This window comes from Leptolyngbya sp. FACHB-261 (genome assembly GCF_014696065.1).
Taxonomy (GTDB): domain Bacteria; phylum Cyanobacteriota; class Cyanobacteriia; order FACHB-261; family FACHB-261; genus FACHB-261.
Window position 1 is genome coordinate 70,820 of record NZ_JACJPL010000002.1, and the last position, 17,979, is coordinate 88,798.

General features: G+C 51.6%; 14 protein-coding genes and 1 pseudogene. 5 read left to right on the forward strand and 10 right to left on the reverse strand.

Going from position 1 to position 17,979, the window contains the following annotated elements; translation table 11 throughout:
• Positions 1–147 precede the first annotated feature (147 nt).
• Entirely contained in the window at positions 148–942 is a 795-nt protein-coding gene (locus H6F94_RS02485; protein ID WP_190800670.1) for a class I SAM-dependent methyltransferase, read from the reverse strand.
• Positions 943–1,080: 138 nt separating this feature from the next.
• On the opposite strand from H6F94_RS02485, the pseudogene H6F94_RS02490 reads away from it, so the two are divergent.
• Both H6F94_RS02490 and H6F94_RS02495 read left to right on the forward strand, forming a co-directional pair.
• A pseudogene (locus tag H6F94_RS02490) lies at positions 1,081–1,299 on the forward strand (SDR family oxidoreductase); the annotation flags it as partial.
• A 262-nt stretch (positions 1,300–1,561) separates the two neighbouring features.
• Positions 1,562–2,449 (forward strand): AraC family transcriptional regulator, encoded by an 888-nt coding sequence (locus tag H6F94_RS02495; protein ID WP_190800671.1) that lies wholly within the window; start codon positions 1,562–1,564, stop codon positions 2,447–2,449.
• A 393-nt stretch (positions 2,450–2,842) separates the two neighbouring features.
• Here H6F94_RS02495 and H6F94_RS02500 read toward each other — a convergent pair whose 3' ends face one another.
• The 8 genes from H6F94_RS02500 to H6F94_RS02530 form a co-directional block, all read right to left on the reverse strand.
• On the reverse strand, positions 2,843–3,511 hold the full coding sequence (locus H6F94_RS02500; RefSeq protein ID WP_190800672.1) for a response regulator transcription factor: 669 nt from the start codon (positions 3,509–3,511) through the stop codon (positions 2,843–2,845).
• Complete coding sequence (locus H6F94_RS32785; protein ID WP_277877964.1) at positions 3,489–3,620, reverse strand: hypothetical protein; 132 nt, start codon at positions 3,618–3,620, stop codon at positions 3,489–3,491. Before H6F94_RS32785 ends, H6F94_RS02500 begins: the two co-directional genes overlap by 23 nt.
• Before the next feature lie 397 nt (positions 3,621–4,017).
• Complete coding sequence (locus H6F94_RS02505; protein ID WP_190800673.1) at positions 4,018–7,227, reverse strand: efflux RND transporter permease subunit; 3,210 nt, start codon at positions 7,225–7,227, stop codon at positions 4,018–4,020.
• 19 nt (positions 7,228–7,246) lie between these two features.
• Entirely contained in the window at positions 7,247–8,635 is a 1,389-nt protein-coding gene (locus H6F94_RS02510) for an efflux RND transporter periplasmic adaptor subunit (RefSeq protein WP_190800674.1), read from the reverse strand.
• 313 nt (positions 8,636–8,948) lie between these two features.
• Positions 8,949–10,409 carry a sensor histidine kinase gene (locus H6F94_RS02515; RefSeq protein ID WP_190800675.1) on the reverse strand — a complete coding sequence of 487 codons (1,461 nt, stop codon included), beginning with the start codon at positions 10,407–10,409 and terminating at the stop codon, positions 8,949–8,951.
• 682 nt (positions 10,410–11,091) lie between these two features.
• Positions 11,092–11,595, reverse strand: a complete 504-nt coding sequence (locus H6F94_RS02520; RefSeq protein ID WP_190800676.1) for a quercetin 2,3-dioxygenase — start codon at positions 11,593–11,595, stop codon at positions 11,092–11,094.
• 437 nt (positions 11,596–12,032) lie between these two features.
• Positions 12,033–12,572 carry a nuclear transport factor 2 family protein gene (locus H6F94_RS02525; protein WP_199320154.1) on the reverse strand — a complete coding sequence of 180 codons (540 nt, stop codon included), beginning with the start codon at positions 12,570–12,572 and terminating at the stop codon, positions 12,033–12,035.
• 459 nt (positions 12,573–13,031) lie between these two features.
• On the reverse strand, positions 13,032–13,811 hold the full coding sequence (locus H6F94_RS02530) for a class II glutamine amidotransferase (RefSeq protein ID WP_190800677.1): 780 nt from the start codon (positions 13,809–13,811) through the stop codon (positions 13,032–13,034).
• A 348-nt stretch (positions 13,812–14,159) separates the two neighbouring features.
• Here H6F94_RS02530 and H6F94_RS02535 point away from each other — a divergent pair, with 348 nt between their 5' ends.
• Positions 14,160–15,353: an AI-2E family transporter gene (locus H6F94_RS02535; RefSeq protein WP_190800678.1), complete on the forward strand. Its 1,194-nt coding sequence runs from the start codon at positions 14,160–14,162 to the stop codon at positions 15,351–15,353.
• Between the two features lie 46 nt (positions 15,354–15,399).
• Here H6F94_RS02535 and H6F94_RS02540 read toward each other — a convergent pair whose 3' ends face one another.
• Positions 15,400–15,936 carry a PadR family transcriptional regulator gene (locus tag H6F94_RS02540; RefSeq protein WP_190800679.1) on the reverse strand — a complete coding sequence of 179 codons (537 nt, stop codon included), beginning with the start codon at positions 15,934–15,936 and terminating at the stop codon, positions 15,400–15,402.
• A gap of 130 nt (positions 15,937–16,066) precedes the next feature.
• Between H6F94_RS02540 and H6F94_RS02545 the strand changes: the two genes are divergently transcribed.
• Together H6F94_RS02545 and H6F94_RS02550 are read left to right on the forward strand one after the other, a co-directional pair.
• Positions 16,067–16,984, forward strand: coding sequence for a pirin family protein (locus H6F94_RS02545; RefSeq protein ID WP_190800680.1), 918 nt, complete (start codon positions 16,067–16,069; stop codon positions 16,982–16,984).
• Positions 16,977–17,390 carry a hypothetical protein gene (locus H6F94_RS02550; RefSeq protein ID WP_190800681.1) on the forward strand — a complete coding sequence of 138 codons (414 nt, stop codon included), beginning with the start codon at positions 16,977–16,979 and terminating at the stop codon, positions 17,388–17,390. Before H6F94_RS02545 ends, H6F94_RS02550 begins: the two co-directional genes overlap by 8 nt.
• Positions 17,391–17,979: the final 589 nt, after the last annotated feature.

The following is a 17,979-nucleotide window of genomic DNA, read 5'->3' on the forward strand; positions in this document are numbered from 1 at the left end:
GCAGAAGCGCCAGAAGCTTCAATCATCACTATGACCAGTTTCTATTACCTTGGTAACTTTGGTATGCTCCCACCAAGGGCAATATTCTATTATTGGGGTGCTGCGCCATCAAGCATACACACAGAGAGGTCAACCAGCCAAGCAAGTTCAAGCGGTGTATGCCCATATCTCAAATCGTGCTTGAGATGATAACTCCACCTCCAATGAACCGTAATAGTCATGACAAAATACTTCAAACTCTTCCATTGCAAAATGAAACGCTTCATCTGGAACAAGCCAACACAACCCGTACGCCCGTAACCTGTAGAAACTGAGTAATTCTTGAACTTGGTTGCTTACCGTCCATTCCTTAGCTATCAAATAATTACACTGATACCCTTTATTACGCAAATAATCTTCTACGTTAATTCTATTAGTTACTCTACGTGGCTGTTGTGAAGGTTGTGGCTCTTCATACTTGGATAAGATAGTTCTGAAATGCTGCTCAAATTCTAGTCTTGCGGGTGGAGTAATCCATTGAGCATTAAGATAAAAACCCTTTGGTTTTAGGACACGATCGATCTCGTCTAAAAATATTTCTAAGTTGGAAACAGAGTGGAGCATGTGAACAGTTAGCACAACGTCAAAACTGGTGTCTGAAAAAGGTAGCTGTGAGGCATCCCCATGGATCAGCTTCAGATTCGGAGGAATTTCAGGCAGCTTTTGACGAAACTGGTTAAGCATCTCCTGGGAAACATCAATGCCAGTCACAGAATAGCCGCGTCTTACCAAAGGAAGAACGTTTAACCCAGTTCCTATACCAGGTTCTAGAAAAGTAGTTTCAGGAGTTGCCTTGACTAGAGTAAGAATAAAATCTGCAACTTCCTCAGCGATTGGTTCTGTCAGCCAGCGAGTTTGATCATAAACATCAGCAATTTTGCTGTAGTAAACACTTATTCCCAATTTTCTAGACCTTATGTTGCACTATTAAACAACTTTACCGCTAATTACACCACCAAGCCCTTTCACAGCATTCTCACAATCTGAGGGCACAAGCTAACAGCTCAAATCAGCTGCGCCTAGGAACCGACGCGATCGGCCGCCCTCGACTATGCCAAACAGGGCATTCGAATTAATGCCGTCAATCCTGGTCCCATTACGACTGACCTAATGGCTCGTAGCGCTGACCAGATGGGCATAACGTTCGATGATATTGGGTCTATGATTCTGGTGGGGCGCATTGGACAGGCAGAAGAAGTTGCTCAAGCCGTTGTGTTTCTCTGCTCTGATGCTGCCAGCTACACACGGGACAGCCTCTAGTAATCGATGGTGAATTCACAGCGAACTAATTTGCGGTGGCCCTGCCTAGCCAAAGGCACTAACCGCCACTCGCGCTTTGATTCAAGAGAAGTTGGTTTAGCCCAACAATAAACAAATCCTAAAGAATGTAGCCAATGAATCCGAGCAAACTAACCGAACGTGGTGAAAACGGATACAATTTCCCTGCAATGCAATCATTGAAGAGTAGCACCAGGTCGAATCGATAAGTTCAATGCTGAGATAAACGCTGAGAACAAAAGCTATGGCAGGGAACCTTATTAGTCCGCTTGAACTCGGTCAACGACTGAATAAACCTCCGGTATTATCCAGTCGGCAACTGGGCTGGAATGGGATTTTAGTTGAGCAATGCCAATGTTCTTCACCGTCATCCTTTGAAATGGAGCTTCCCGCCATATCAGATCATTGGCTTAACTTGTCCTTGGGGCGTCCTACCTCTTTAATCCAGCAACGCGACGATCGTCTACATGAATCCATTGTTCAAAGGGGGGACAGCATCTTTGTTCCTGCCGGACAACCAAGCTACTGGCGTCAGCACGAAGGTGACATTTGCTGCCCGCTACACATTTGCTTGAAACCGAAGTTGATCGAACAAGTCGCTGAAGCATCCGAAATTGATACAGGGCGGATCAACCTCGTAAACTGTTTCGGCAAGCAAGATTTACAGCTTCATCATATTGCGATGCTGTTTTTAGCTGAGTTGCAGTCAGGTAGCGTGATGGGTCGATTGTATATCGAATCATTGACTCAAGTATTAGTTATTCATCTACTGCGACATTATTCTGAAGTTGCACAAGTCATTACATCTGAGAATAGAAGATTAACTCATACTCAGTTGCAGCAAGCGGTCGATTATATTCACACTCACCTTAATCGAGACTTATCCCTGGCTGAACTTGCAAGCGTGATCAATATCAGTCCCACTTACTTTGCCAGTTTGTTCAAACGTGCTACAGGAATTTCTCCACATCAGTATGTGATTCAACAGCGAGTGAAACGGGCGAAAGCGATGCTGATGAAAACAGATTTGACGATCGCGGACATCGCCTTACAAGTGGGCTTCTCTAGCCAAAGTCATTTGACACAACAGTTTAAGCGCCTCACTGGAATGACACCCAAGCAAGTTCGCTAACACCCTAAAAATCTAACAAATCATTGTAAGAATCTGAAAAGGGAACATATCGCCTGGGTTGTGCTGGATGATTGGCATGATCTTGTCTTTCTCGAAAGAGGCAAAGTGGTCAGTGAAGGATTTGAGCAGCCTAACGTTCCCAGTCGCCAGCTACAAGTAATGCCAACTCACTGTTTAAGCGCTACCCATTGCCCCCTCTCAACCTCTCCTTGCTAAGGGGAGGAGCCGTAGCCCCTGGGGTTTTGATTCATAGCTCTCATTTAGAGAATTGGTACCTCACCAAGCTCAGCCCTAACCGAGAAGTATTACCGAAAAGTATTGCAGTTAGATTTAGCTTGTTAAATCTATTGCTCTTCAAATTAACACCGTCATTTAATCAAAGACTGTGAGCGCTCAGACCTTGAGTCGATAGCCAATCCCACGCACAGTTTCAATTCGTTTTTCTCCCAGCTTGCGGCGGAGATGCCCTACATAAACATTGACGATGTTGGTACCGGGGTCATAGTCATAACCCCAGATGCGATCGAGCAGTTGCTCTCGCGTCAGCACCTGTGTAGGGTGGCGTAGAAAGACTTCGGCAAGCAGAAACTCACGGGCAGACAGATCGATCGTGCGATCACCAACCCAAACTTGGCGACTGAGCAAATCTAAAGTGATTTCGCCCACACGTAAGGTCGTTTCCTGCCGAGCACCGGGCACCTGCCGATTGCGGAGTTGCACCCGAATCCGAGCGAGGAGTTCCTCAAATCGAAAGGGCTTAGTCACATAATCATCGGCTCCTGCCTCCAGAGCAATCACCGTATCATCGACGCCATCGCGTGCAGTTAAGACGATGATCGGAATGGTTTCGCCCTGACCCCGAATCCTGGCAATCACAGTTAGACCATCCCCGTCCGGCAGTCCCAGATCTAAAATCAACAGGTCGAAATTATTGCTGTCCGCAAGGCGAGAAGCATCCTGAGCAGAGGACACCACCATTGTGGTGAAACCGTGAACTTGCAACCCCGTCTCTAAAAAGGAAGTAATGCGGGGATTGTCTTCAGTGATCAGGATGCGATTCATGCAGGGGATTATCCAACAGCAGTTCGCGCAGGGGAGCCAGATGCCTGGTGGGAAGCAAGCTACGGGCAATAGTAATGGGGCTCAGGTTATTCGAGCCTGGAATTTTCATGGCGACACCCTTATCCGCAGTTGCAGTTCATCACCAGAAAACTTAACAGGAGACATCACTCTGGATTGTAGATGCAGGCTCTTAGTTTGGCAAAAGCCAGTGTTCTTAATAGAACACTAGTGCATACTCAGACCAACTTTTTTGCAAGATCCCTGCAGCCCTCATCCCCCAACCCCTTCTCCCAATTTTGGGAGAAGGGGGGTAATACTCACTCACTGTTTAATCGCCCCACATTTGACCCCTCCCAACCTCCCCTTGCCAAGGGAAGGAGCCGTAGGCGTGGGGTTCTGATTTATAACTCTCATTGAGAGGATTGGTATGAGAGTAGATTGAAGTCCCTCTTCTAAACTTGGCAGAGGGATTTAGGGGTGAGGGCAGGTTTAGTAAGAAACGAGCCTTAAGCAAGGTTCTGAACCTGAGGTTTTGGCGTGGGAGGTTTGGATTTAGAGGCAGTGCGCTCAGAGAAATCGCGCAATAGCCCCATAATCGCTGGCACCACCGTTGGTGTGAGAATCGTGGAGAATGTCAGTCCTCCCGTGAGGACAATTCCCAAGCCCTGATATAGCTCTGCCCCCTGTCCGGGGACCACTGCTAAGGGCAACATGCCCAGCACACTGGTTCCGGCAGCCATGAAGATGGCTCGCAGACGATCTCGGGTGGCATTGTAGAGCGAAGCATCGTAATCCTCGCCCTCCTGTTGCAATTGCAGGGCGCGATCGACCAGCAGAATGGCGTTATTCACCACAACTCCGGTCAAGATCACGAACCCCAGAGCGGTAATCATATCCAGAGGTACCACCCAGCCCAGCACCCGGTTGACCAGCACCAGGCTCAACAAGGCCCCACTCATCCCCATGGGCACCGTTGCCATAATTACCAGGGGATAAAGGAACGAGCGATACAAGGCCACCAGCAACAGGTAGGTAATCAGCACGGAGAAGGCAAACGCGCTCGCCAGTTGAGCCACGGTTTGCGCTAGTTGATCCGCCGAGCCTGACAGATTTAGACGATAGCCCGCCGGCAGTTGCGCTCGCAGAGGAGCCAGAATCTCATCCTCCGTCCGCTGAACCAGCGTGCCAAGGGGGGCATCGGGGGCAAGGGAAATTGTCAGACTGACTGCCCGTTCGAGATCCACGTGGTTGACGACATCAGGGCCCGTGGTTTCCCGCACTTCTGCCACGTCACCAAGCTGAATCTGGCGTCCCCTGGCAAACAGGGGTAGCTGGCGCAGTTGTTCGGGGGTTGCCACTGCTGTATCTCTCAGCTCCACGGAGATATCCAGTTCTTCTTTGCCATCAATAAAGTCCGATGCCAAGCGTCCGCCCAGCGCTGCTTCCACCAGGGAACCCACCTCGGCTTCCGACAGTCCGACTTCTGCTAGCCGTTCGCGATAGGGGATGACTTGGATTTCCCCTGCTCCCATGACAAAGTTCGAGCGCACGTTACGGACACCAGGTAACTCCCGCAATTTGCCAGTGATGTCCTGTTCCAGTTCGCTTAACTGCTCCAGGTCAGCGCCCACGATATCCACATCAAATTCCTTGCCTGGATCCTGGAAGATCGAAATGCGGGTCGGGATGACAAAGCGGTAGCCGGCAAAGTCACTGGCTTTCGCCCGCAACCGATCCACCATTTCGGCAAGCCCCTGAGTGGTAGCAAATTCCGGTTTGAGGATGGTAGCAATCCCCCGCAGCGCCCCCGGACGATCGACATACATGATCCGCTCCACTTCCGGCTGCGAGCGCAGAAAGTCCTGTACTGGCTGGGACTGCCGGATCGCTTCGGGAATACTGGTTCCCGGCATGGGTTCTGCCCGTAACACCACCAGGTTGCGGTTACCTTCTGGCAAATAATCGGCTGGGGGCAACAACAAAACGCTGACGACGAGCAACCCCAGGGGAATGCCTAGCATCAACAGCCTGCGCCCCATCCGTCTACGTCCAATCGACCAACTGACAGTAGCGGCGAGGAAATCCTCTAACTTGCCTTGGAAATACCGGAAAATGTCAGAGGTGCGGTAGATCGCTTGCTGCACTTTGCCAAACCAGCCAGAGGCGGGAGGCATCGCCGGAGATTGAGATGGGGATTGCCCTGTTGTGGAGAGCATCCGCTGCGCCTCGGACTGATCCAGAAACAGCCCGGAGAGCATCGGCACCAGCGTGATCGCAGAGAACAGAGCGAAGATGGCAGAGAAGGAAAGAACGATCGCCAAATCAGCAAATAGTTGCCCCGCTTCTCCCGTCACCATAATCAGCGGCAGAAACACCACCACGTTAGTCAAGGTGGAACCAAGCATCGCAGCCCACACTTCCTGAGTGCCCTCGATCGCTGCTCGCATGACACTCTTCCCCTTTTGCATGTGGGTGAAGATGTTTTCGATCACGACGATCGCGCAATCCACCACCATGCCCACGGCAAAAGCAACTCCGGCAAGGCTGATGATGTTCAAGGTCCGCCCCAACAGTTGCAGAACCACAAAAATGGCAATCAAGCTGATTGGAATGGTCAGTGCCACTACAGCAACGGTTCGCAGAGACCCCAGAAACAAGACCAGAACCGCAGTGGCGAGTAAGGCACCGCTGATCAGATTTCCTTGGACCAGGGAAACCGACTGCTCAATGTACTGGCTCTCGTCGTAGTTGTAGGCAAACCGAACCCCTTCGCCCTGGCCATTGAGTTCCGCTTCCAACTGGGTAATGGTGTCGCGCACGCCTTTGGCAACCACGGGCACGTTCGCGCCCACCTGCCGGACCACGCCGATCGCAATCGTAGGCGTGCCATTAAACACCAGAGCACTGTCCTGCACTTTACGACCCATCTGTGCCTGAGCCACATCCCGCAGATACACGGTTCCTGAGGCATCTCGACGCAGCACAAAGCCTTCAATCTGGGACAGATCCTGCGAACGGCTAATCGTTCTCACCCGGTATTCTCGCCGCCCTAGAATCAGGGGGCCGCCGCGAATATCCCGGTTGTTTTCTTGCAGTGTTCGCACTACATCGCCGATCGTCAGGTTGCGATCGGACAGCGCTCTAGGGTCAACCTTGACCTCCACTTCTCGCCGGCGACCACCCACAATCAAAAATTGCCCAGTGCCCTCAACCCGCCGCAGGCGAGGCACAATCACCTCTTCTGCCAGATCCCGGTAGCGATCGGGATCGCCGTTGCCATCCCTCGGCACCATCGGAATCCACATCATGGGCGAGCTGTTGCCGCCCACCAGCTCCACATTGGATTCGTCGGCTTCGGGCGGTAGGCTATCTGCCTGTTGCAGGCGGTTGATCACGTCCACCAAGCGAGCATTCAGATCCGCATCCTGAGTAAATTCCAGGGTGATGTTGCTCCGTCCAGCCCGGGAGCTACTGCTGATCTCCTGGACGCCCAGCACCTGTTCCATTTGCTCTTCGAGCGGGCGCGTCACCAGGTCTTCCACTTCCGTGGGTCCTGCACCAGGATAGGTGGTGGTAATTGTGATTTCAGGACGGTCGCCCCCCGGTTGTAATTCCAGAGGCAGGCTGAGTAAGGCAAACACCCCCAACATTGCCAGCAGGCAGAACAACACAAAGGTGCCGTGCCGCCAGCGCACCGCGAGTTCAATGAAATTCATTTTTGACCTCTAGCTACCTTTACGGTTGGTTGTTCTGAACAACTTTTACGGGCGCACCGTCTCGCAGCGTATCGCCACCCCGCAAGACAATTTCCTGCCCCGGTTGCAGTTCGCTGCTATAAATGGCAACGGTTTCACCCATGTCAGTCACCATTTCCACCGGGATTTGCTTCGCCTTGCCCTCGGCGAGCGCAAACACCAACCACTGATTCTGTCGCTGGGTCAGCGTATCGCGGGAAACCACAAAACTGGGGCGGTTTGAGGGCAAGCCCAAGGTTCCAGTGATTGCCATACCGGGGAGCAACCGCTGCCCCACATTCTCTAGGCGCACCCGTACCCGTTGTCGCCGGGAAGCGGAATCTGCCGCAGGCACTACTGCGGTGACAGTGGTGCGCTGGTTCCACTGGGGCAATGCCCGTGAGGTCAGCTGAATCGGCATTCCCGGCGTCACTCGTCCCGTTAACTCTTCCGGCAATTCCAAAAAGATGTCGAGACGATCGCCCGAAATCAGCGACACCAGTTCTCCATTGTTTTGCACATAGTCACCCCGGCTGACGAGACGACGCTCCACCACTCCGGTAGAGGTTGCCTTCACCTGCGTCCGCAATTGGGCGAGCTTTGCCTGATTTACTTCCGCTTGTGCGGCTGCCATGTTCGCCCGTTGGGCGTCGATTTCTTCCCGAATTGGGCCTGCCTGCGCCTCTGCTAGTTGTGCCTGAGCTTCCAGCCGTTCCCCTCGTGCTGCATCTACCGCAGATCGGGCTTCAATCAGTCCCCGTTGGGAGAGCGCGCCTTCCTGCACCAGGGTTTCGGTGCGCCTGAGGTTATCGATTGCTTCCTGTTCCCGCGCGGTCGCCGCACTCAGGGCTGCTTCCCGTTGGGCAATGATTTCAGGACGGGTGCCCACGGTTAACCGTGCCAGGTTGCTGCGCTGCTGGGCCAACCGTGCCTCCGCCTGCGATAGAGCCAATTGTTGATCCGCGCCATCCAGCACAGCGATTGTCATTCCCGGTTGAACTCGCTCGCCCGGTTGCACCAGAAGCTGTTGAATTACCCCACTGGTTTGAGCGCGGACGGTCGCCCGTTCCGATGCTTCCACCTGACCCAAAAGTTGTACTTGCCGGGCAGAGGTCCCCTGGGTCAGGGCAGTCGTTTCCACCGCTCTGGGGGGCGGACCTTGTTGGGCAACGGCAGGCTCCGAGGCCGGACCTGCTGCCAGCGATCGCCAGGTTGCAATCCCACCCGTTGTCACCATCACTGCCAGCACTACCCACAGCCAACGGTTTGGAGAGGATGTCTGTGATGGGGTTTCAGGGACAGTTTCAGAGACTGGGGTTTCAGGGACTGGAGTTTCAGAGACAGGGTTCGACTGTTCAGAAGTTGGCACCGAAGAGTCAACGTTGCTCATAGTTCACAGGACTTGAAGGACTAGAGAACAGAAGCGTTGCACCTATATATTTCAAAGTTTTAAGCGAGTGGATAAATTAGGGGTAAACGCTTCGTGAAAAGTTTTTTATATTTCCTTTACTATTGCTGACTCATCTTACTGGCACCTATTGCTGACAGATCAGATCTATGGCCCTTTTATGGCCCCTTGAATGAGGTTGCAGATCCGAACAGCGAGGTTGCCTTGGGATTTTCTGATCCAAATCAACTCAATCCAAGCCAACTCGATCCAAGCCAGCTCAATCCAAGTCAATCTAAGTCAATCCAACCCAACTTCAGGAAGATGGAAGGATAGGATGGCGGGCATTTAGCGTCGTTGACGTAACGGCATCTTGCACTAGGGGAAGGACGATCATGAAGGTAGAGCCATGACCAAGCTGGCTGACCAGCTCCACCTGCCCTCCGTGGGATTGGGCAATGGCTGCCACAATCGACAACCCCAACCCATAGCCTTCACTCTGCAAATCGCCCGTTGCACGCACAAATCGCTCGAAAATTCGTTTCTGGTCGTCTGGGCTGATGCCTTCACCGGTATCACGGACCCAGAAGTAAGCACGATCGCCTTTGACGGCAGAGCCGAGGGCAATCGTATCTCCTACTTTGGTGTGGCGGATAGCATTCTGCACCAGATTCATGACAGCTTGGGTCAGGCGTTGCCGATCCACCGTGATTGGGCTTAAGCCCTTTGACTCTAAGCGCCAATCTCGTTTGGCAAGTCCCCGAGCTTTGAGATAAATTTCCTCTGTCAGCCAGTCCAACTCTTCCGGCTTCAACCGCAAAAAATCGGATCGCTCTGCTTTTGCCAACAACAACAAATCGTTGACCAAACGACTCATCCGTTCCAATTCGTCCATTACCAGGGCGATGGTTTCTTCCTTCTGGGGCTGATATTTCAGCATTTCCAGATGCCCTTGAATGACCGTAATGGGGGTTCTCAACTCGTGGCTGGCATCTTTCAAAAACTCCTTTTGGCTATCAAATGCGGCTTGCAGACGATCGAGCATTTCGTTCACGGTTGTTGCCAATTCCGCGATCTCGTCTTTCCCCTGTACAGGAATCCGTTGAGTCATATCGGATTCGGTAATGGAGTGAGCCGTTTTGGTCAGCAGTCGTAAAGGGTACAGCACACGTCCAGCGGTGAACCAGGCAAGCAAAAAGAAGATCAGCAGTAACCCAAAGGTCATCCGCATGACCAATCCGATCGCGCTCTCTGCTATCTGGTACTCAGTCGTACTGTCATTCAAAACCACGATCGAACCTGTTTCCTGGGTCCTATTCCAGACCACAGGTTTCGCTACGTAGTAAAGGTGCTGCCCCTGGGTTTCTATGTGTTGCCGTTGTTCCTTAGCAAGACCTGCCCAGGTTTGAACTAATCCGGGATGCTGCTCCAGTACATCGGACGGAAGTTCTGGTTTGGTTTCGTGGATACGATTGCCCACCAGCGTAATAATATATTCACCGCGAGTTGGCACATAGCTGGAAAGCAACCACTGGAATAGGGTATCAATATTGTCAGGTCCTTGCTTGCCTTTTAGCCGATACTTTTCAACCAGCACATTAAGTTGGTTGGCCTGTTGCAGGGCTGAATTTTCTGCCTGAACTCCAATGCGAGCACAAAAGATACTATAAGTGGTTTTGATTGAGATAAAGACTGTCCCTGTCGTCAGCAGAAAATACCAGACAAGCAGCCGCGTTCGAACACTGGAAATAGCACGGTACCAACCTTTCCCCACCATCTAAAAGTGCCCCTTACACTAATCAATTCGGATCTTTGCTCACGGTCTTAAAGGTATACAAGTCACTCAGCATCCAGTATGACGTTCCCTGGCTGGGTTGCAACCACCATTCTGATTCATTTAATTTGCAAACGTGACTATTTCTCTACAAGCTGAGGTCTACTAAACGAGCGAGCCTCTCTGTGGCTAGAAATCTTCTCAAGCAGTTCTAAACGTGATTGTTGTAAACAGTCGATCTGCTCCTCTATTTCCTCAAGTTCAATTAGGAGAATCGCGAGATTTTTGCGATCAGCTTGAGCTGGCAGGAAGGAGTTCATTCCATAATTTAAATTCATGTTCACTACCTCTCATGGAATAATGTTTTACACACAACCATGAGTGTCGAACAGGCAGATAAAAGATAATTAAAAGAAAGGTGAAAACTTTTTTACCAATCTGGAGTGCAATACGGCTCGGTTGAGCCTTTCTCAAAATCGGCAGGCACTCAGACAGTTCCGCGCCTTGCCCTAAGGGGCTCCAACACCAGGCGCGGCTTGTGCGTCAGCCGGTGACATCAACAGATCCCTTGTACCAATGCTCTAAGTGAGAGCCACCAATCAGAACCCCAGCCTACGGCTCCTCCCCTTGGCAAAGGGAGGGTGGGAGGGGTGGGTGTATAGCGATTAAATGTGCTCGCGCAGGTTTAATGGCTCGCGGAGTCTGGAGGCAGAATAGTCAGACCATATTGGGGAGCCACGGCGATTGTCTTTTGGATATCCGCCTCTGTGACAGGCGGGGGTGCTGCAGTTAGATCATCAGCTGGAGTGCCAATTTCCATGAAAAACTGCTCCAGTCCAGCAGGGGTCACCCAGCACAACATCTTTGCAGTTTGGCCACTGACGTTGGCAAACAGATGGCGCTGTCCTCGAGGCGAGTAGATAAAGGTTCCGGGCGTTGCTACAAGGGTTTGTCCATCAATTTGAAACTGAATTTCTCCAGATTGAACTAAGAAGGACTCATCTTCGCGGCTGTGAATGTGAGGAGGTGAACCAGTTTGGGGATAAACGATCATTTCCATCAGCGAATACGTTCCATTTGTATCTTTGCTCACGGTCTTAAAGGTATACAGGTCACCCAGCACCCAGTAAGATGCTCCCTGGCTAGGTTCCACCACAAGACCATTCTGATTCATTTGGTTTGCAAACATGACTATTTCTCCACAAGGTAAGGTTTACTAAACGAGTGAGCGTTTCCTTAGCTAGAGCTAGAAATCTTCCCGTTCAGCCCTAAGCACGATAGTTGTAAACAGTTCAAGGTGCCCCTTTACTCCCTCAAGTTCAATTAGAAGAGTCGCGAGAACTTTCCGGTCGCCTTGAACTGTTAGGGAGAGTTCGTTCTATCAGTTAAACTCATGTCCGTTATCTCAAACAAAATAATGTCTTACACAGAACTATGAGGATCGAACAGGTAGATAAAAAATAATTAAAAGAACCGCGAAAACTTTTTTATCTAATCTGAAGTGCAATACTACTCGGTTGAGACTTCAGAGTTGGCAATGGCAGATGATGCCTCTTGACGAGGCACCACTGGAGCAATGCCTGTGAGGTGAACTCAGCGGATCTTCGCTCGCTAGCTGCTTGAGCTTCAAGCAGGAATGCGGTTCCACAGGTCGGCAAGCTCAATCGTATCGAAGAATGCCACTACCTTTACAATACGCCCGTTTTGCATGGTCATATACCAGGAATAGGTGTTGCGATACGGTTTGCCGTCTTTGGCTGTACCCGTTCCATCCCAGAGGGCAATAACCATATTGCCCTCGGCATAAATGCCCCGCAGCCTGGGCACTATTCTCACGCTCAATCGCTCGTTGATTGGCGCTATAGCCTCTTCCAAGAACTGTTTGCGGCTGGTGTAGGTTTTGGAAATGGGACTACGGCCTGTAATTGTCCATTCCACGTCATCAGCCAGCAGATCGAAAAAGCTGCCAGTGCCGCTTGCCCATCTAGCAAAGCCTTGGCGTACTATCTCTTTATTCTTGACCTCGTCGGATTGTGCAGTCATGGAATTATCTTGTTTTCTAGCCGCAGCGATCGCCAACGGTGCAGCGGCACCTACCACGAAGCCAAAGCCGGTTAACAACATACGGCGGGGTATAGGGGCATTAGTGGTGGTCTGTTTGTTCATGGCTTCTCCTCATTCATGAGAATTCAAGTCTTTTAGTTCTCGATCGCGACGAGTGTGCGTCCTTCAGCACTAAGGATTGCAAGAGGTGTTTCCCCTGATTCCGAACGACCTCTATTCTTCAGCGTTTAGCTAACGCAGTCCAGGCAAGTTCTTGAAGATAGGTTCTAACTTAAATTCAACTTAAGCGTCTTGAAGCGCGATGCTCTACAAGAGGCTATTGCCAGGGGCAACGGCTATGGTCGGGCAAGAGCGAACGCAGACCTCAACAGTCTTTGGAAGATGGCGAAGGTTATGTTTTAGACCGGTTGCTTATAACAACAGGCTTAAGTGATGTCCAAACAGGTCGAGCTTCAGCAATCCTGCAAGCACACGAAAGTAGATCTGCAAGCATTGGGGGCAAGCGCAGGACAGTGCAGCAGTGGCTAATTGATTCAAGCTTTTTATCTCAAGCTTCTTATCTCAAGCTTTCTCAGGCTTCAACGGCAAACCATCGCGAAACACTAATAGCTCCCCTGGTTCAAGAGTCGTCCAGACCTCGTTGTCAGTTAAGGGAACTGTGGCAATGACTGCGACTCGGTCACTTGGCGTCGTTAGTTCTTGAAAATCCACCGTGAGATCGGCATCAACCAAGTGGGCAGCCGCAAAAGGAGCTTGCCGCACAATGTAGCAGAGCTTAGTTGCGCAGTGGGCGAAAAAGTGTTCGCCATCCGAGAGCAGGAAATTAAACGTGCCCTTACTGGCAATCTCGGCAGTCACTGCCGCTAACACCGAGTAGAGACTTTCTAGCGGTGGCTTGCTGTCCGGAAAAGACTGCCGCAGCCTATTCAGAATCAGACAGAAAGCCCGTTCACTATCAGTTTGGCCGACAGGACGATAAAACCTTGTATCTTCTGGGTAGAAATCGGGCAAGTCGCCATTGTGCGCAAACACCCAATAGCGTCCCCACAATTCCCGCTGAAAGGGGTGACAATTTTCTAAGGCAACAACCCCAAAAGTTGCTTTGCGAATATGCGCAATTACATGGGTGGACTTAATCGGATACTGACGCACTAACTCAGCAATCGGTGAGACAACCGATGGTTTTTCATCCAGAAAGACCCGACAGCCAACCCCTTCAAAAAAGGCAATGCCCCAACCATCCTGGTGTTCGTCTGTTTTTCCACCTCGGGCCGAGAACCCCTCGAATGAAAAGCAGATATCAGTCGGTACATTGCAGTTCATTCCTAGTAGTTGGCACACGGAGGTAAAATCTCTTAAAGCCCTAGGCCCTTGATTGTAGCGGTGGCAGCCTCATCCCTGCGCTAGGAATTTGGATGTCTTGACAATCGACTCTTATTTTTGTCTGCCCCAGCCTTAGTTATACAGAGTTATGCAGATTGGTTCTATATAAATCGAAGCTATGCAGATTAACCTGCATCATTAATCTAGAGAGCAGACCCAGATAGCCGTCCAGATAGCCGGTCTGCTCGGAAGCCTGCCTTGCTTAAACTCTCTCCTAAGCCTTAGTACAGAAGGGTTTTGGGACTGCTAGGCTAACGGCAAGACCTGATGGTTATGCTGGTTGAATCTTCAGAACTCCGGAGCGCAATGAATCGTCTGTTTACGCCACTGCAACAGCTTCTAGTCACTTGGGTTCTGATACTGATTACAGGCTGGATGACCCTGAACGCGGTGAGCTATTTCAGTGAGTTAATCAGCATTTTAGTAACCGCTGGGTTGATTGCATTTCTGTTGAATTATGCAGTGCTAAGACTGCGACCTTTCATGTCTCGGGGGCTCGCAGCAGGCTTAGTTTATCTGCTGGCTGGAGTCGTCGTTGGGCTGCTTGGCGTCACCATCGCCCCTCCCGTCCTCAACCAGGCCCAACAGCTGCTCGTCAACCTGCCAGACTTGATTGGATCTGGACAGGAGCAATTGGCAGAGCTGCAGAATTGGAGCAGAAGTCATCACATCCGCTTCGCTGTGCCGATGCTGGAGGAGCAAATCCTGGCCCAGCTCCAAGAGCAGGCCGAAACGATCCCAACCCGTGGCCTGGGCCTGCTCTTGGGCACGTTCAACTGGGTCTTGGATCTGATTCTGATTCTGGTGATCTCGTTCTACATGCTGGTGGATGGACAGCGGTTGTGGAACGGCGTGACTAGCTTCTTCTCGCCACCGATTCGCGATTTTCTAACCCAGTCGTTTCGCCGCAACCTACAAGGGTTCTTCTCTGGACAACTATTGCTGGGGCTGTTCATGGCCGCGTCCCTGTCGCTGGCGTTCGGCTGGCTCAAGGTGCCGTTCTTCCTGGTCTTTGCCACCTTTATTGGTCTGATGGAAGTCATCCCTTTCATTGGGGCGACCCTGGGCATTGCCACGGTTGGCATTGTGGTGGCCTTTATCGATTGGTGGACAGCGGTGCAAGTAGTAGGGACGGCCATCCTGATTCAGCAAGTTAAGGACAACGTCTTGGCACCTCGCGTTTTAGGCAACCTGACCGGCTTGAGTCCGGCAATGGTGCTGGCGGCCCTACTGCTGGGGGGGCAAGTCGGTGGCTTGCTGGGGGTGATTCTGGCGATTCCCCTGGCCGGTACGGTGCGGACGATTGTTGAGCTGTTGCTTGACCCGACCCTGCCCCCGCAAACGGGTCCGTTCTTCGTCAACCCAATGGCTCATGCTGAACCTGAGGTGGCCCTGGAGTGCCTTATCGACCCAGAATCTGACCAAGCATTGGTGGAAGGGGCACAGGAGGGGGCACTGGCACCACAGACGGAGCCAGCTTCCGTTCCACGGCTTGCCTGATCTGACGAGTCTTTCGGGTCTAGATTGCTCGTCCGCTGCAAGCAGACTAGCGGTTGCTCAATGTCTCCATTGCTGTTTTCAACCAGTCAATATAAGTCTGCTCGCGTTGAATCACCGACTCTAGGACCAACCGTTGCATGAGCTGGTCCCGAGTGGCTGAGGCGTCATCGAGGCTGGGTAGCTCAATCGCTTGGCACTCGGCTAGCTTGTCGCGGCGAGCGTCTAGTTGCTCCGCGAGTAACTGGATGATTGCGTCATTGGGCAATTGTGCGGCGAAATACAGCTGAATCAGCAGCGGATCCCGCATCGTAGGCAGAGACTGAGGTTGCTGGATCCAGCGGTTCAATTCGGCTTTCCCAGCTTCGGTTAGGCGATAGACCTTGCGGTTGGGACGCTCTTGCTGAACTTCGACGGTACAGGCAATCCAGCCCTGCTCGACTAGCTTGTCGAGGGTTCTGTAAATTTGGGCCTGGTCAGCGGGCCATAAGTGAGCAATGCACTGATCAAAGCAGTTGGTTTTGAGGTCGTAGCCAGTCATCTCTTCCTGCTCAAGCAGACCCAAGATTGCGTGCGCCAATGACATAGACAATTTGCGAGACGGTTTACCGAAAAAGTGGTTGTGGAAGCCGTACTATGACCCTCCCGGTCCCTCCATGCTACTATATGACTAGTCGGATATGGGACAAATCAAAGAGTTCGATTTAGGAGGGACCATGACCGCACAAACCCAGACACAAACCCAGACACAAGCCCAGGCATTACGGACGAGTGCTGGCGTAATCAGCAGTGTGGAAACCCTAGAGGGTGCTGGGTTCTTGGTGCGTCGTCCCTTCCCAAAGAGCAGCTTTGCAGGTTTTGATCCCTTTCTGCTCCTAGATGAAATGGGTCCGATGCAGCTTGAGCCCGGTCAAGCCAAAGGTGCCCCAGACCATCCCCATCGTGGTTTTGAGACGGTCAGCTATGTTCTAGAAGGGCGTTTGGAGCACAAAGACTCTGAAGGTCATGCAGGTAAGCTAGGACCGGGGGATGTGCAGTGGATGACGGCAGGGGCCGGAGTGGTGCATTCAGAGATGCCGGAGCAGGAGTTTACCCGCACGGGTGGACGGCTACACGGGCTACAACTCTGGGTGAATTTGCCCCAGCGTGACAAAATGATGCCACCGCGCTATCAGGAAATTTCAGCAGCTCGCATCCCAACTGCGCAAACCAGCGATGGTTCTGTGAAGGTGAAGGTGATTGCTGGGGAAGCACTGGGAGCCAAGGCGGTGATTGAAACTCAGACCCCGATTCTGTATCTACATTTCACGCTGCAACCGGGAGCCACTGTGGTTCAACCAGTGCCAGAAACTTACAATACCTTTGCCTATGTTCTGGATGGTGAAGGGGTATTTGGGGGCAGTGAGGAGCAGGCGGGCGATGGGCAAATGGTGCTGTTCGCGCAAGATGGGGAAGCGGTAAAAATCACGAATCCAGCTACTGCGACAACACCGCTTGATGTTCTGTTAATCGGGGGTGTGCCCCTCAATGAGCCGGTGGTTCGCTACGGTCCGTTTGTGATGAATACCGAGGCCGAAATTCTTCAGGCCATCGAAGATTATCGTAATGGAAGGATGGGTAGAATCAATGTCTAATACGCTGCTGCAACGGATCCAGCAACATCAAAATTTGCGGGATTTGCGTAATAAGTTATTGGCCCTGCATAAGGTGCTGCTGGAATCAGAGCGCATTTCTTATGAGCAGGCGCGAGGTCGGGTAACGGGTGGCGAACTGCTGCAATTGGTTCTCGAACACGAGCAATTTGCTTGGCTGCGCCGCATTTCGGATCTGATTGTGCGCATTGATGAAATGCTGCATGGTGATGAACCGATTGCTCCTGGTGAAGCTCAAGATGTGGTTACCTATGCTCGTGAGTTGCTGGTCCCGTCAGAAACGGGCAATGCATTCGCTAGAAGGTACTATCAGGCTCTTCAAGATGAGCCAGGTGTGGTGATGGCCCACGCAGAGGTCACGCGGCTGCTTCAGGCCAGTGACCAATAAAAGCCAGTGAAAACAATAGCTCTCTGTAGGGACATGGCAATGCTGTGTCCCTATTTTTTTGGGTAAAACCAACTCACTGTTTAATCGCTACGAATAACCCCTCCCAACCTCCCCTTGCTAAGGGGAGGAGCCGCCTTAGGCGAGAACGCAGCGAGATGCCTGGGTAAGGGCATAGCAATGCCATGCTCTTGCGGGAGTTTGCGGTGGCCCTGGTGAGTGCTGTGTCTCTACGAGATTTCGCAATTCTGGGTACGGACGGGGGGATGTGCCATACCCCTAGGGGTTTTTACGGGTGCAACACAAAAGTTTACGCTGGCGACTAATTTTATAGTTTTAGTAACCAAATCTTTTGTGTGGTGACTAAATCTTTTGGGTTAGTAACTAAATCTTTTGAGTTGGTGACTAATTTTGTTCCGTTGGTAACCAAATCTTTTGCGTGGTGACCAAACTTTTTGGATTAGTGACTAATTTTGTCCCGCTGGTGACCAACCGGTCCTGGAACGTCAGCTCACTCCTCTCCCCGCTCACCCTCAGTGACATCAATGTGCCCTACCCACTTGCCAGATCGAGCTAGCTGGTGTAATTTACA